We start from the raw sequence: 14,369 nt of genomic DNA on the forward strand, positions 1-14,369 counted from the left end.
CGGGTGTGTTAGTCAACATATTTAGATGAGGTTAGCTGGCCTGATTTGTTGGGGTGAGTTGTGGGTTAGGTCAATTGATTACGCTGTATCTTTGAATAGCGCCGCTACGCAGAAAAAAAACGCTAACTAGTTGGCTTGGTTAACTAGTTAGCGTGACTTTGAGGATAGTCCAAATATCCCGAAAATGAGCCCTATGTAGGGAGTGGCATAAGGCCCCTTCGGTACCACAACTATGACGCTGATGATTCTCCTATTGATGAATTGACTTTTATTAATCAATATTTAACGATGCTTCAATTTCTGCTCTTTGCGCTGGCGTCAGTGAAAAGTGATGATCCACTAACTGCCGAATTAACTTAGATTTTGCCGTTTTGCTACTTTGACTGAGGGTGGTTAGCTGGGTAATGGCTAACTCGCTTAATGTAAAGGTGGCACGTTTAAAGGGCTTTTTGTTTACTTTGCCTGCTTTAACGGTTTGCGTTGGCTGCTCTACCATGCGGCTTATCTCAAGCTGCGACAACAGCGCTAATGTTTGTTTATGCAACTGATTTTTAGGTGCTACTTTTGACGGGTGTACCGTCGCCATCAAACGTTTTTCAATGCGTTTGGGATGGCTATCAATTGAGGTGATGTTGGTAGCCTCAATCAACTCATTTGATGTTAGTTCACTATCTTGTTGTTCGTTTGCTTGAAACTCTACGGTTTTACCTGCAGCGTACAAATTAGCCGTTTCGATAAACTCATCGACAGACATCTGTTTTTTAAAAGCGGGTTTACATGACGAAGCGTTTTTCTTGAGATCGGCTAGACCCATAGTTTCCTCCCATGTTGGTGACATTTGCATGCGCGGTGCGAACCAGCTCTTTCGCATTGCTCACCTCAAACAACTCACAGGCAATTTGACGCATTTCGTTGGCCGCTTTGCCGTTAGGTTCTATTTCAAAAACAGACAAGCCTGACTCTTCACTGTCGTCATAAATGTTGCGGCTATAGTTGACAGCATCAAGCACGTTAATGTCATAGGTTCGGCAAACGTCTTTTGCCTCGATAATGCGGTTCGCTTGATTGGGTAGGCTTGGGCATTGGGTGATCACAAATGAGGCTTTCATTTTGGGGTTTATCATCATGCAAGTGGCAACGATGTCGTCCATGTGGCCAACGGTTTTTAGATCGCGGCGTTTTGGTCTTAGTGGCATTAACGCATGAGAGCATACAGAGAGGCTTGCACGCAGCGCAAGGTTATCCTGGCCTCCACAATCGACAATTACATAGTCGTAGTGCTGTTCAAGACTTAATAAGTCATTGCGAATTTTGCCGTAAAGTTGAACGCAGTTAATTGCGGCGAGGCCTGTATTATTGTTGCGAGCTTGGATCCAGTCTGAGGTGGTGCGCTGGGGATCGCAGTCAACCATAATGACTGAAGCTTTTGCCTCTGTGGTGAGAAATACGGCGATGTTTTGAGCTAGGCAACTTTTACCACTGCCGCCTTTTTCTCCGCCTACTAACAAAATCATAATGCCGTCCTTAAGACTGTAAACTTGTCTGCCCTAAAATTCGTCTAACGTGAAAGCTTATTTGCCATCGTCCACTTAAGCTGTATGCTTGCCGATGAAACTATTGCGTAGTATCTATTTACTTAGTTTTCATACATGGTGAAAGCGCTCACAGTTAAAGCTTAAAAGTCAGCTTGTGATACGTCAATTGGTTGAATTTTGACGATTTTTTCTATTTGTCGTGATGATATTTTATTGACGTGCAACTTAGGTTTGGCGGTTTTTTGACTTTAGTTTGTCGGTTTAGCAGGCGCAAAGTGTGAAGCGCTGGTTGTGACTGGCTTTGCACTAATGTCAAATTTTTGCAGCTCAGGCTTTGTGCGTATATTGTGCGCTAAACTAGTCGCAATGTTATATTTTTAATAACTAAAATGATTGGTTAATTTGCTGGTTAATTTCAATTTGATATAAAAATAAAACGCCGCAAAGTGCTTTTGTTTCAAGCGAACTGCGGTCTTGGCTATTTGACACATGCGGTCTACACATGTTTTTTGAAGAACCAGTTAGGTTTTGGAGAGTAGGTTATGCAGCAGCAACAGCTTATTGAAGCGGTGAATCAGGTGATGCCTTTTGGCAAGTATGCTGGACGTAAACTATTACAGTTGCCTGAACCCTACTTAGTTTGGTTTCATGCTAACGGTTTCCCTGAAGGGAAACTTGGTGAGCAGTTAGCTTTGATATATGAGGTTAAACTCAATGGGTTGGAGGCAATGTTACAGCCTTTGCTTAGGGACTAGCGTGTAGGGGGGGGAATTACAGCCCTTTTTCGACAAAAAAGCCATTGAAGGTGCAGTTTCGCTTACGCTGAAAACTGGTGTGTAGCGAGTTAAACCCATGTTTTTCAAACAGTGCTTTTGATAGATATGACGCATCCGCGCTTAACTTGGCATAACCTATGGTTTCAGCCCATTGTTGAGCCTGATATAGAAGCTGCGATGCTATGCCTTGCCCTGAATACTCTGGTAAAACATAGAGGTGATTTATATAGCCCGCCTGATGGAACCCAACCGCCATATTGATAAACCCTACAACTTGTTGGTTATGAGTTTGCGCAACCCAGGTTATGCCGCAATGCTTGTGTGGTTTATGATTGGATTTATTCATATACGCTTTGCAGCGCAGATGCCAATACTTTGCAGAGCGCGGTGAGCAGCTCCAAGCATTCAGTTTGGCTTTTGAATACCTTGGGTGCTCAATGGCTTGTACAGCTTGGTGAAACACTTGACTGATGGCCTTAGCATGATGTGGTTGGTATCGAACTATCTGCATGGTAATACCAATTAGCATAAGAATGTGATCATTCTTACTGGTTACTTCTTATCGGTAAAAATGGCCTATAACTTCGTTAGAAATTTTGTAGGTAGAACGACTAGCTAGCTGCAATTTCCGCCTTGTTCTAAACGATTTTCCCTGTGTAATATCTGAACACTCATTTATCCCAATTGGTATAATAAGCGCGTATACAAAATAGGCTAATCGTTTGATTAGCCTATTATTCAATCTGAATGTAAGTGTTATTGTTTGTTGATGTGACCAACAAACATAATTTTGTCAAAAGTGCGGTTTAGGCTTGAGCTTTTGAAATCAGTCATCCACATTTGCTCAGACACTTGTACTTTGTCGCCTTTAACAACTTGTACTTGTGGACCTGCAGCCCAGTAAGTTTTTTCTGTGTCTTTAATTTGAACATAGGTGTAGCCGCCACCATTCATAGTGTCTACAACTTCACCTTCATGGATCACACCTTGTGCCCACGCTGAAGAGAAACCTAAAGCCAAAGTTGCTGCAGCGGCAAGTTTAATCAGTTTTGCTTTCATGGAAATGTGTCCTATCTCATCTATTGCGCTAACGATTTACGCGATTAAATATATATACGAATCTTCTGTTAAATCGATTGAATTCAGTAACAAACTCGCACATTTAAATGTATTTGATTCTATTTTCTTTCATGCTAGGAGCAGCATGCTGAGTCTAGTTAAGCACGTAAAATCTTGATAGTCATGTAAATCACTAATGTTCTGTGATCCAACACCAATTAACCGACTTCTTGACTCAGGTTTACGCTACTAAAGCGGTTCAAATGTGAGGCGGCTCGATTGTGAACCGCTAAAATTAAAGTCTGAGTTCGCGATTGGGGAGATGGGCTAATTGTGGCGAGCAAAGTCAACGTTGCGCATGAGAGGCTCAGTGATCTTGTCTGAGTATTGACTGACATAATCCACAAACGCTTCTTGCAGGGTTTGCTGCTGTAACTCTTTTTGCCATTGCGCTTTAAGTAACGGCCCATAGCCTTCTTTTCCTGAGGCAGTGTAGGCGGTTGAAACACCTATGTAGAAGCTATCAAGCTCAAGCGCTTGCCATAGCTTGTTGCGATAAACTTGCACCTCAGATACCCGCTCGCCGGGACGTTTCTTGCCATCGTAGCTAAACCTTAAGCCGTATGGGTAAGGGAAACTGCCGGTGCCTGTTCCTGCAATGCCATTATTGGTCGCAGCGTCAATTGCAGACTCTAATGCTGCTTTAAGGTGCACGCCTTGAATTTGGTATAACGTCAGCGGCAGCTCAAATGGCAAAATGCGCCCTACAACGTCAGCCATCGACAAACGACCTTTTGTTAAGTTTTGTCTTACGCCGCCAGCATTGTGCAGGGCAAAGTCGAGATCTTGCTCGGCCTTTTTTGCCGCCTTGTACATGCTGCGACTGACCCAAGGTGCTAACTCACTGCCATGAGGGAAGTCTTTGCTTGGCAGACGAGTATGAATAAAGTCGCGAGGAATATAGGCGAGGGTTTCATCTTCTAGCTTATCGAGTGCAGGGCGGTAGTCGCTATGAATCACATCATCTATAGCCTGGTTTGCTGTATCGCCAAGATCTGCCGAGTGGGTTTTCAATGTTTGTTTAATGCGCTCAAGAGTAATCGTGCTTAACGATTGTGGGTCAAGACTACTTGTTTCATCTGAGTTTTCACTTGGCTGCGGTCTAATATCCACCTGTTGAGACAACATAAAGTGATTGCCGCCTTCAAGTGCGATAACTTTACCGTGTTTATCGAATTCAATTTGTGCAAGCCCTAAGGTCTCGGCATATTTGCCTGCCTGAACGATGGGTGTTTTATTAATCCGCTCGCCATATTCAAGTTTACCCAGTCCTAGCTCGCTAAAATCACCTTGCAGAGAGTGTGAGTGCCCACCAATGATTAAACTTATGCCATCAACTGCTTGAGCAAGCTCACGGTCTTGCTCTAGCCCTAAATGGCTCAGAATCAAAATGTGGTGAATACCTTGAGCTTTTAGCGCTTGTACTGTGCGTCTGGTGCAGTCAATGGCGTGAACAAAGTGCGTGTCAGCGTCGGGTCTCGCGATCAGCTTCATTTGATCTAGGGTGATACCGACAATGGCAATTTTTTGATCGTAAAATGGTTTTAGTAGCACCTTGGCTGTCGCGCTGTCGTTATCATAGTCATACAGCATTGGGTGGCCGCTTAACTTGGCGTCTTTGGTTTTATCTTCCTGACTCAAATCCATATTGCCAGCTAGCAGCGGAAACTCAATGCGATTAAGGAAAGCTTTAACTGGGCTGTTACCTGCATCAATTTCATGATTGCCAAGTACCATCGCATCTGGCTTTAGCAAGTTGAGTAAGTGGGCATTAGCTGCGCCTTTAAATTCACGAAAGTATAAGGTGCCCTGAAAACTGTCGCCGCCGTGTAAGAATAAAAACTCGCTATCACTTTGTAGCGCTTTCGTCCTGGCTTGCTCTATTTGATAGCCTAGACGAGCATAACCGCCGGAAAACGTGGCGACTTGATACTGGGGATGCGATATACCTTGATTGCCGTTTTGGTTTGGGTCTTGGGTGTGCTCTTTGTCTGTGATGGTAAAGCGTACATTACATGGCTCAAAGTTGGAGTGAGTATCGTTAATATGTGCCAGGTGTAAGCGGTAGCTTTGTTGCATATGATGTCCTGCTTGTTGTTTCCTGATCAGGAAAGGTGGAAATGAAAAGCGCTACTTAAAGTAGCGCTTTATCTATTATATCCGAGAATACAGAGTTATATCTGTCAATAGAGAGTTATATCCGATAAATATTGATAGTACCCTAAGTATTACTGAGCTGGCGGGCTTTGAGTTGCATCTGCATTAGCAAATTCACCGTCATCCGCAGAAAGTACAATGCCTTTGTTCTTCATGCGGCGCTGCCATTGTTCTCGGGCAAGCTGTTGCATGTCGATAGCCGGGTCATTTTGGTCAACGATTTCAAGTCCAAGCAGTGATTCGACGATATCTTCAATGGTGATGATACCTTCGCTTGAGCCGTATTCATCGACAATAATTGCCATTTTAGACTTGCGCTGGGTCATTAGCTGAAACAGTGGTAGTACTTTTGCAGTTTCAGGGATAACCAGTAAATTCTTTTTGTGGATTCCAATGCTTTCTTGTGGTGTGCGAGCGGCGTTTGCCAATATGTCGTTACGGTTAATGTAACCAACAATATTGTCGCGATCGTCATCAGCAAACACAGGTAAACGCGTAAATGGTACGCCAAGATGTTGCTGCAAAAACTCCTGATGAGTGGTACTTGCGGCTAATTTATAAATAACCGTGCGCGGCGTCATAATCGCTTTTACTGGCATATCTTTGACCGACAACATCTGGGTTAAAATGCCGGATTCTTGTTCGTCTAACTCACCAGACTCACGGCCAATTGCAGCCATTGCGCTCATTTCCTGACGAATGTATTGACCTTCATCGCCTTTACCCATCAGTTTGGTCACTTTTTGTGACATCCAGATAAGTGGCATAGTGAGCTTTTCGAGCCACATTAAAATAAATGAAACCATAGGTGCTAGGCGACGCCAGTAGTTGGCACCTAAGGTTTTAGGAATAATTTCTGAGAAAAACAGGATAAGGAATGTCAGTACGCCCGAAAAAATACCAAGCATTTCATCGCCAAATACCTTTGCTGCCTGAGCACCTGCTACCGCTGCGCCTACAGTATGGGCGACCGTGTTTAAGGTAAGGATAGACACTAGAGGTGACTCAACATTTTCTTTTTGCGCCTCAAGTCGTTTAGCCGCTTTTGGATCGCTACTGGCGAGCGAGGCGATATAACTTGGGGTAACAGACAATAGAACAGCTTCGAATATACTGCACAAAAATGATACGCCGATTGAGACGATCACTATAATGATAAGGGTTATCATATGGGGTTTTTAAAGTCTTTAAGTGGCGCGTTAACATTAACGCCAAGGAATTTTAGCATAGTCTTTGATAAATCCTATCTGTTTATATTTAAAATCAACATTCCAGATGCTGCACATTAAAGCATGGTTATTGTGGCTTAGCTTGCTTACACAAGTGCTGGCTAATAAATGCCATTATCTGTATAATTCGCCGCCCTGTGGCTGTCTTTGGTGTTCGAGGTTAAACAAAAATGAGTGAGAAAAAGATCAATTTATTAGATTTAGATCGTAAGGCGTTACGTGCCTTATTTGTCGAAATGGGTGAAAAGCCGTTTCGCGCTGATCAGCTAATGAAATGGATTTATCATTTTGGTGTTAGCGACTTCGAAGAAATGAACAACATCAACAAAAAGCTGCGGGCTAAATTAGCTGCTCGTTGTGAGATTGTCGCCCCAGAGATTTCGAGCTACCAAAAGTCTTCAGATGGCACTATTAAGTTTGCCATCAATGTGGGTCAAGGTCAGGAAGTTGAAACCGTTTATATTCCTGAAGATGACCGCGCCACCTTATGTGTGTCTTCACAGGTTGGTTGTGCTTTAGAATGTACTTTCTGCTCGACAGCGCAGCAAGGCTTTAACCGTAACCTTACCGTTGGTGAAATTGTTGGCCAAATTTGGCGTGTGTCGCAATTCTTAGGTTTCCAAAAAGATACCGGTGAGCGTCCAATTACAAACGTGGTAATGATGGGTATGGGTGAGCCTCTGCTTAACCTAGCTAACGTTATTCCTGCCATTGACATAATGCTTGATGACTTTGGTTTTAGTTTGTCAAAACGTCGCGTGACCTTATCAACCTCAGGTGTCGTGCCAGCGCTTGATAAGTTTGGTGATGCGTTAGATGTTGCCTTAGCGGTAAGTATCCACGCCCCAAATGACGAGTTGCGTGACGTGCTTGTGCCTGTGAATAAGAAGTATCCGTTAGAGGACTTTCTGGCAGCCATTCGTCGTTACCTTGCTAAATCAAATGCTAACCGCGGCAAGGTGACTGTGGAGTATGTGATGCTCGATCATATCAACGACAGCACAGATCAGGCCCATGAACTTGCGAAAGTCATGAAAGATACTCCATGTAAGGTTAACTTAATTCCGTTTAACCCTTATCCTGGCTCTCCATATGGTCGATCGTCTAACTCACGCATTGACCGTTTCTCGAAAGTGTTGATGGAATATGGGCTAACCGTCATTGTGCGTAAAACGCGTGGTGATGATATTGACGCCGCTTGTGGTCAGCTAGCTGGTGATATTCGTGACCGGACTAAGCGTTTGGCAAAAAAACAAATGCAACAAAATCAGATTTCGGTCACAATGGACTAACTCTTTGTTTGTACGATAAATAGGTTATTCAATGAAGCACGGACTGCCACATCTACTGGGTGTAACGCTACTGTCTTTAACCGTTACTGGATGCGTAACTGAGCGCACCTATTCTGGCACAGATGTGCCAGTGTCTGAACGAGCAATGGATAAAGAGGCCGCTGCCCGTGAAAGAATGCAGTTAGGATTAACCTATTTACAGCGCGGTAATAGCGAACAAGCCAAGTTTAATCTTGATAAAGCGGTGTCTTACGCGCCGCATTTAAGTGAAGTGCACGTGGCACTAGCTTATTACTATCAAACCGTAGGCGACTTAGTTCGTACTGAAGACGCCTATGAAGATGCGATTAATTCGGGCAATGCCACTGGTGATGCCCGTAATAATTTTGGTGTGTTCTTGTGCCAGCAAGAGAAGTACGAGCGCGCTGAAAAGCAGTTTTTGGCAGCCATTAATATGCCAAAATACACGCGTACCGCCTCAAGTTATGAAAACCTAGGGGTATGTAGCCGCAAAGCAGGTGATAACGCTAAAGCACGTGAGTACTTTGAAATGGCGTTGAAGTACGATCCAAGAAGAACGGCAAGCGTAAATGATTTAATTGAGTTAGCAATGGAAGATGCTGACTATAGTGGTGCTCAGAAATACCTGTCTTATTACCACAAACTATCGGGTGAGACAGCTGAGAGTTTAGCTTTAGGGATAAAGATCGAGCGGGAATTAAATAATATCGAGGCGGCGAAACGTCTGGGTATTTTACTTATTGCCAAGTTCCCACAGTCTAAGCAGGCGAAAGAATACAGAGCTAACATGCACTAATGAATGACCAGAAAGAATTAGAACAAGATCAACAAACTGAATTACTTGAAGAAGTTGCCACCGCGGGCGCCATTTTACGTAATGCGCGTGAAAATAAAGGCTTAAGCATTGATGCGGTAGCAATTGCGCTAAATCTACGTCCTCAAGTGCTAGAAAATATTGAGAACGACAACTTTGGTGATGACTCGTCTACCACCTATATGCGTGGTTATATTCGTAATTACGCCAAGCATATTGAAGCTGACCTAGCGGCGATTACCAGCTGTTTAGATCAGCAGCTACCAGAGTCAACCCCGCCAACAATGCAAAGCTTCTCGCGCAAAACTAAACGTCAGGCTCGCGATAGCCAGGTGAAATGGTTTGGTTATGTGATTGCCTTGGTATTACTTGGGTTAATGGTGACTTGGTGGGTGCAAAAAGACGATAAGTTTGCAGTCAATGATTTCTCACAGCCAAGTATTGAAGAGATTGAAGCAGAAAAAACCGCGATTAGACAGTCGCCTGAGCAAGAACTCGTTGCGCAAATTGTTGCAGAGCAGGCTGATACGCCTGTTGAAGTTGGCTCGGGTGACACGCTAGCGTTGAGCGCTGAGCAAACAGAGTCAACGCAACTTATTGCATCAGCAACAGAACGAGCAGCACCAAGTGCTGAGCAGCTATCTGCGTCAAATGACGCAGCCAATACTAATGCAGCAAGTCGCGATACCGATAATCGTAATACTGATGTTGCTAATAATGCTGTGGCAGAAGTTACTCCAGCTGCAGTTGCCGACCAAAATGTCGTAGGCGCGGCAAGTATCGGTTTCACACTTACAGGTGACAGTTGGATTAATGTTACTGATGCCAATGGTAAGGTGATTGTGGATGGCGTAAAATCATCGGCTCGTGAGGTTAAGGCAAATGGCGTTAGCCCACTTAAAGTGATTATCGGTGCGCCGCAATTTGTCACAATGACGTTTAATGACCAAGCTGTTGACTTATCTGGATACCGTGAAGGTCAGGTGGCACGACTAACCTTGCCGCAGTCGCGCTAGCGCTCTAGCGTTAACGAATAAGCGCAGTGTTAGCAAACGCAAGCGTGGCCGATAGCTAGCTATACCCAAATACAGAAGTAATCAAATTAGAGCAAATTTGCATGTATAACGAATCTCCTATTATTCGCCGTCCTTCTACTCGTATTTATGTAGGTGACGTACCGATTGGTGATGGTGCGCCGATTGCCGTGCAATCAATGACTAACACCAAAACGACTGATGTGGAAGCCACAGTTGCACAAATTCGTTCATTAGAAAAAGTCGGTGCCGACATTGTACGTGTGTCTGTGCCAACTATGGATGCCGCAGAGGCATTTAAAGTCATTAAGCAGTCTGTTGATGTGCCACTGGTTGCCGATATTCATTTTGATTACCGCATTGCACTTAAAGTTGCTGAATACGGCGTAGATTGCTTGCGCATCAATCCTGGCAACATTGGTAATGAAGAGCGCATTCGCAGCGTAGTAGAATGTGCGCGCGACAAGAATATCCCAATTCGCATTGGTGTAAACGGCGGTTCATTAGAAAAAGACCTAATGGACAAGTACAAAGAGCCGACACCAGAAGCGCTGCTTGAATCAGCGATGCGCCATGTTGATATTCTTGACCGTTTGAACTTCGACCAATTTAAAGTCAGCGTTAAGGCGTCAGATGTGTTTCTAGCTGTTGAGTCATACCGCTTGCTAGCAAAACAAATTCAACAGCCTCTGCATCTAGGTATTACTGAGGCTGGCGGTTTCCGCTCAGGCTCAGTTAAATCAGCAGTTGGCCTAGGCATGCTATTAGCTGAAGGTATTGGTGATACGCTGCGTATTTCACTAGCAGCTGATCCAGTAGAAGAAATTAAAGTCGGTTTTGATATCTTAAAGTCGCTACGTATTCGTAGCCGCGGCATTAACTTTATTGCCTGCCCATCATGCTCGCGCCAAGAGTTTGATGTAATTGGCACTGTTAATGAGTTAGAGCGTCGCCTAGAAGATGTGACCACCGCAATGGATGTATCAATCATTGGCTGTGTGGTTAACGGCCCAGGTGAAGCGCTAGTGTCTGATATCGGCCTAACTGGCGGTCACAATAAGAGTGGTTACTACGATGATGGCGTGCGCCAAAAAGAGCGCTTTGACAACAACAATCTTGTTGATGCGCTAGAGACCAAAATCCGCGCCAAGGTTAGCACTATGGCTAATCGTATTGACGTAACTGACACCACTGAAAAGTAATTTTTAGATAAAAGTAAATTAAGACGAGTTAAACGTGGCAAAACAAATTCAAGCAATTCGCGGAATGAACGACATTCTGCCAAGCCAAAGCCCAATCTGGCAAAAAGTTGAAGCCGTGATCCGCGCTTCAGTTAGCGCCTACGGTTATAGCGAGATCCGCACACCAATCGTTGAGAGCACAGACTTATTTAAACGCTCTATTGGTGAAGTGACCGATATCGTCGAAAAAGAAATGTATACCTTTGCTGACCGTAATGGCGATAGCTTAACGCTGCGCCCTGAAGGTACGGCATCAACAGTGCGTGCCGGTAACGAGCATGGCTTGCTGTATAACCAAGAGCAGCGCCTATGGTACACAGGTCCTATGTTCCGCCACGAGCGTCCACAAAAAGGCCGTTACCGTCAATTCCACCAATTTGGTGTTGAAGTGTATGGTATTGCGAGTGCTGACATTGATGCAGAAGTATTAATGCTATCTAACCGTTTGTGGGAAGAGTTAGGCATTAAAGAGCATGTTGAGCTAGAGCTAAATACTCTAGGTGATGCTGAGGAGCGCGCTAAATATCGTGATGCACTGATTGCCTTTTTAGAGCAGCACAAAGACAAGCTTGATGAAGACTCACAGCGCCGCATGTATTCAAATCCGCTGCGTGTATTAGATACTAAGAACCCTGAAATTCAGGCAATTCTAGTTGATGCACCTGAGTTAATGGACTACCTGGGCGAAGAGTCAAAAGCACACTTTAATACTTTGTGTGAACTATTAGACGCAGTTGGCATCCAATACAAGGTTAATCCTCGTCTGGTACGTGGTTTAGATTACTATAACCGCACTGTGTTTGAGTGGGTCACCACAAGCCTTGGCTCGCAAGGCACGGTACTTGCGGGTGGTCGCTATGATGGTCTAGTAGGCCAACTCGGTGGCAAAGACAGCCCAGCTGTTGGTTTTGCTATGGGCCTAGAGCGAATTGTATTACTGCTTGAAACCTTAGAGCTAACCAAAGATATTGCGCCAGAGGTTGATGTATACGTCACCGCAATGGGCGAGCAATGTGTTGCTGAAGCATTTAAGATTGCACAAGAGTTGCGTCAAGCGCATCCAAGCCTTAAAGTCATGTCTCACTGTGGTGGCGGTAACTTTAAGAAACAAATGAAACGTGCCGACAAGAGCGGTGCTAAGTTCGCGCTTATTATTGGCGAGAACGAATTAAATAATAACCAGGTAGCGATTAAACCGCTGCGTGAAAAAACTGAACAACAATTGGTTGCCCGCGAAGCATTGGCAAGCCAAATTGCAGAACTGATTTAGAAAGGGGAAGTTGGCGTGGAAGTCTATAGCACAGAAGAACAACAAGTAGATGCTATTAAGCAGTTCTGGAAAGACAATGGTACTGCGATTATGATCGGCGCAGTAGTAGGCCTAGGTGGCCTATATGGTTGGAATACTTATTCAGCTAAGCAATTAGAATCAGCCGAAAATGCATCAGCTGCGTTCCAAACTATCACAGACAAAGCTGCGCAGCCGCAAGCGGTTATCGACGCTGCGCCTGAGTTTGCAAAAAATCACTCGGAAGCGGGTTACCAAGCATTATTAGACATGATGGTAGCTAAGTCTGCTGTTGAAATGGGCGACCTTGCTAAAGCTGAGCAAACCTTTAAGCAAATTATTGCCGCTAAGCCTGGTGCCGGTATCGAAAGCGTTGCCACGCTGCGTTTAGCTCGCGTTCAAGCAGAGCAAGGCAACGTAGGTATTGCTTTAGAAACGCTTGAGCAAGTAACTGACGCAGCTTTTGCTGCACAACGTGACGAATTAAAAGGCGATTACTTAGTCCGTCAAGGTGACATTGATAACGCACGTGTTGCTTACCAAGCGGCAATAGATAAGGGCGGCGTAACTTCAAGCCCAGCGTTAACGATGAAACTAGACAACTTAAACAAGGCATAAGGAAAGCGCCGATGAAGTCGTGGTGTAAAAACTTGTTGGCCATTGGCCTTGGGGTGTCACTTATCTCAGCTTGTTCTTCTAACGATGTTGAAGATGAGCCGATTAGTGAACTAACTGAAATTCAAGCAACGGTTTTCCCAGAAATTAGCTGGCAAACCAGTGTGGGTGATGGGGTAGGTGACTTCTACTCTCAGCTGCGTCCAACAGTGCGCTACGATAAAATCTTTGTTGCTGATCGCTCAGGTGAAGTGGTTGCTTTTGACCAAACGTCTGGCGACAAGCTTTGGAGTGTTAACCTTGAGCGCGAACTAAGCGACCAACTCGCAACCAAAACCAAAGGTGTTCGCATTGCTGCAGGTGTAACCGCGGCGCGTAACAAAGTGTTTGTTGGCGGTGAGTCAGGTTTGCTAGTGGCGCTTGAGCAAGACACAGGTAAAGTTGTTTGGTCAGTTTTTGCAGATGGTGAATTATTGTCTGCGCCAACCGTCGCTGAAGATGTGGTTGCGGTAAGCACGAGTAAAGGCGCCTTTACTGCATACAATGTTGATACAGGTGAGCAGCTGTGGACTAACGAAATGCAACTACCTACGCTAACTTTGCGTGGTACAGGCTCTGCCGCATACGAGGCTGGTGGTTTCTTCCTCGGCACCGCTGATGGCAAGGTCATGGTTGTTGTAAAGAACAATGGTCAAACTGCCTGGGAGCAAACCGTTTACAATCCGAAAGGGGGTAACGAGTTTACGCGTATGGCTGACGTTGATATGACGCCAATCATTTCAGGCGAGAATTTGTACGCAGTCAGTTATAATGGCAACTTGGTATCAATGGAGCTGCGTACAGGTCGTGTTGTTTGGACCCGTAAGTACTCTAGCTTTAACGAGCTGGCTGAAGCTGGTTTAAACCTGTTTGTTGTTGACGATTTCAGCCGTATTTACGCAGTAGATAAGCGTAATGGTCTGGAGCTATGGAGCAACAGCGAGTTAAAGAATCGCACCTTGACCTCACCAGCTGTCATTGGTCCATATATTGTTGTTGGCGACTTTGAAGGCTACTTGCACTTCATTACCCGTGATACAGGTGAGCTGGCTGGTCGTATCCAAATCGACTCAGACGGTTTATACGCGCAACCATTAGTTTCTGGTGGTAAAATTTACCTACAAGGACGCAGTGGTAAAGTTGCCACGGTTACGCTTCCTTAGGCGTTAAAGAATTTTAAGCTCTAGAGCCCCTGGAAGCTTTCCGGGG

General features: G+C 44.7%; 14 protein-coding genes. 8 read left to right on the forward strand and 6 right to left on the reverse strand.

The genetic code is table 11. The features are described 5' to 3' along the window. Positions 1-271: 271 nt before the first annotated feature. Both G3R49_RS05350 and G3R49_RS05355 read right to left on the reverse strand, forming a co-directional pair. Positions 272-814 (reverse strand): hypothetical protein, encoded by a 543-nt coding sequence (locus G3R49_RS05350; RefSeq protein ID WP_167868931.1) that lies wholly within the window; start codon positions 812-814, stop codon positions 272-274. Continuing rightward, positions 774-1,514, reverse strand: coding sequence for an AAA family ATPase (locus G3R49_RS05355; RefSeq protein ID WP_167868932.1), 741 nt, complete (start codon positions 1,512-1,514; stop codon positions 774-776). Before G3R49_RS05355 ends, G3R49_RS05350 begins: the two co-directional genes overlap by 41 nt. A gap of 563 nt (positions 1,515-2,077) precedes the next feature. Here G3R49_RS05355 and G3R49_RS05360 point away from each other — a divergent pair. After that, positions 2,078-2,290: a DUF3820 family protein gene (locus G3R49_RS05360; RefSeq protein ID WP_130597917.1), complete on the forward strand. Its 213-nt coding sequence runs from the start codon at positions 2,078-2,080 to the stop codon at positions 2,288-2,290. A gap of 16 nt (positions 2,291-2,306) precedes the next feature. On the opposite strand, the gene G3R49_RS05365 is transcribed toward G3R49_RS05360, so the two are convergent. From G3R49_RS05365 to G3R49_RS05380, 4 genes are all read right to left on the reverse strand, one after another. Continuing rightward, complete coding sequence (locus G3R49_RS05365; RefSeq protein WP_245335278.1) at positions 2,307-2,822, reverse strand: GNAT family N-acetyltransferase; 516 nt, start codon at positions 2,820-2,822, stop codon at positions 2,307-2,309. A 245-nt stretch (positions 2,823-3,067) separates the two neighbouring features. Then, positions 3,068-3,370, reverse strand: coding sequence for an NrfJ (locus G3R49_RS05370; RefSeq protein WP_130597915.1), 303 nt, complete (start codon positions 3,368-3,370; stop codon positions 3,068-3,070). A 327-nt stretch (positions 3,371-3,697) separates the two neighbouring features. Then, on the reverse strand, positions 3,698-5,509 hold the full coding sequence (locus G3R49_RS05375; RefSeq protein ID WP_167868934.1) for a bifunctional UDP-sugar hydrolase/5'-nucleotidase: 1,812 nt from the start codon (positions 5,507-5,509) through the stop codon (positions 3,698-3,700). Between the two features lie 149 nt (positions 5,510-5,658). Next, on the reverse strand, positions 5,659-6,756 hold the full coding sequence (locus tag G3R49_RS05380) for a CNNM domain-containing protein (protein ID WP_130597913.1): 1,098 nt from the start codon (positions 6,754-6,756) through the stop codon (positions 5,659-5,661). 230 nt (positions 6,757-6,986) lie between these two features. Here G3R49_RS05380 and G3R49_RS05385 point away from each other — a divergent pair, with 230 nt between their 5' ends. The 7 genes from G3R49_RS05385 (at position 6,987) to bamB (ending at position 14,323) form a co-directional block, all read left to right on the forward strand. Beyond that, on the forward strand, positions 6,987-8,108 hold the full coding sequence (locus G3R49_RS05385; RefSeq protein ID WP_167868935.1) for a bifunctional tRNA (adenosine(37)-C2)-methyltransferase TrmG/ribosomal RNA large subunit methyltransferase RlmN: 1,122 nt from the start codon (positions 6,987-6,989) through the stop codon (positions 8,106-8,108). 31 nt (positions 8,109-8,139) lie between these two features. After that, positions 8,140-8,925: a type IV pilus biogenesis/stability protein PilW gene (gene pilW, locus G3R49_RS05390; RefSeq protein ID WP_130597911.1), complete on the forward strand. Its 786-nt coding sequence runs from the start codon at positions 8,140-8,142 to the stop codon at positions 8,923-8,925. Continuing rightward, positions 8,925-9,959, forward strand: coding sequence for a RodZ domain-containing protein (locus tag G3R49_RS05395; RefSeq protein WP_167868936.1), 1,035 nt, complete (start codon positions 8,925-8,927; stop codon positions 9,957-9,959). The genes pilW and G3R49_RS05395 overlap by 1 nt, the downstream gene beginning before the upstream one ends. 101 nt (positions 9,960-10,060) lie before the next feature. Then, a complete protein-coding gene (gene ispG, locus G3R49_RS05400; RefSeq protein WP_130597909.1) occupies positions 10,061-11,179 on the forward strand; it encodes a flavodoxin-dependent (E)-4-hydroxy-3-methylbut-2-enyl-diphosphate synthase in 1,119 nt (372 codons plus the stop codon). 34 nt (positions 11,180-11,213) lie between these two features. Then, positions 11,214-12,488, forward strand: coding sequence for a histidine--tRNA ligase (gene hisS / locus G3R49_RS05405; RefSeq protein ID WP_130597908.1), 1,275 nt, complete (start codon positions 11,214-11,216; stop codon positions 12,486-12,488). A gap of 15 nt (positions 12,489-12,503) precedes the next feature. Next, entirely contained in the window at positions 12,504-13,124 is a 621-nt protein-coding gene (locus tag G3R49_RS05410) for a tetratricopeptide repeat protein (protein ID WP_167868937.1), read from the forward strand. An 11-nt stretch (positions 13,125-13,135) separates the two neighbouring features. Continuing rightward, a complete protein-coding gene (gene bamB / locus G3R49_RS05415) occupies positions 13,136-14,323 on the forward strand; it encodes an outer membrane protein assembly factor BamB (protein WP_167868938.1) in 1,188 nt (395 codons plus the stop codon). The last annotated feature ends 46 nt before the right edge of the window (positions 14,324-14,369 follow it).

Origin of the sequence: Shewanella sp. WXL01 (assembly GCF_012263345.1) — a bacterium.
Classification (GTDB): domain Bacteria; phylum Pseudomonadota; class Gammaproteobacteria; order Enterobacterales; family Shewanellaceae; genus Shewanella; species Shewanella maritima.

What these genes read in the sequence shown, in the direction of transcription:
- G3R49_RS05350 (WP_167868931.1), bottom strand. Translation starts at nt 814, where the DNA reads ATGGGTCTAGCCGATCTCAAGAAAAACGCTTCGTCATGTAAACCCGCT.
- G3R49_RS05355 (WP_167868932.1), bottom strand. Translation starts at nt 1,514, where the DNA reads ATGATTTTGTTAGTAGGCGGAGAAAAAGGCGGCAGTGGTAAAAGTTGC.
- G3R49_RS05360 (WP_130597917.1), top strand. Translation starts at nt 2,078, where the DNA reads ATGCAGCAGCAACAGCTTATTGAAGCGGTGAATCAGGTGATGCCTTTT.
- G3R49_RS05365 (WP_245335278.1), bottom strand. Translation starts at nt 2,822, where the DNA reads ATGCAGATAGTTCGATACCAACCACATCATGCTAAGGCCATCAGTCAA.
- G3R49_RS05370 (WP_130597915.1), bottom strand. Translation starts at nt 3,370, where the DNA reads ATGAAAGCAAAACTGATTAAACTTGCCGCTGCAGCAACTTTGGCTTTA.
- G3R49_RS05375 (WP_167868934.1), bottom strand. Translation starts at nt 5,509, where the DNA reads ATGCAACAAAGCTACCGCTTACACCTGGCACATATTAACGATACTCAC.
- G3R49_RS05380 (WP_130597913.1), bottom strand. Translation starts at nt 6,756, where the DNA reads ATGATAACCCTTATCATTATAGTGATCGTCTCAATCGGCGTATCATTT.
- G3R49_RS05385 (WP_167868935.1), top strand. Translation starts at nt 6,987, where the DNA reads ATGAGTGAGAAAAAGATCAATTTATTAGATTTAGATCGTAAGGCGTTA.
- pilW (WP_130597911.1), top strand. Translation starts at nt 8,140, where the DNA reads ATGAAGCACGGACTGCCACATCTACTGGGTGTAACGCTACTGTCTTTA.
- G3R49_RS05395 (WP_167868936.1), top strand. Translation starts at nt 8,925, where the DNA reads ATGAATGACCAGAAAGAATTAGAACAAGATCAACAAACTGAATTACTT.
- ispG (WP_130597909.1), top strand. Translation starts at nt 10,061, where the DNA reads ATGTATAACGAATCTCCTATTATTCGCCGTCCTTCTACTCGTATTTAT.
- bamB (WP_167868938.1), top strand. Translation starts at nt 13,136, where the DNA reads ATGAAGTCGTGGTGTAAAAACTTGTTGGCCATTGGCCTTGGGGTGTCA.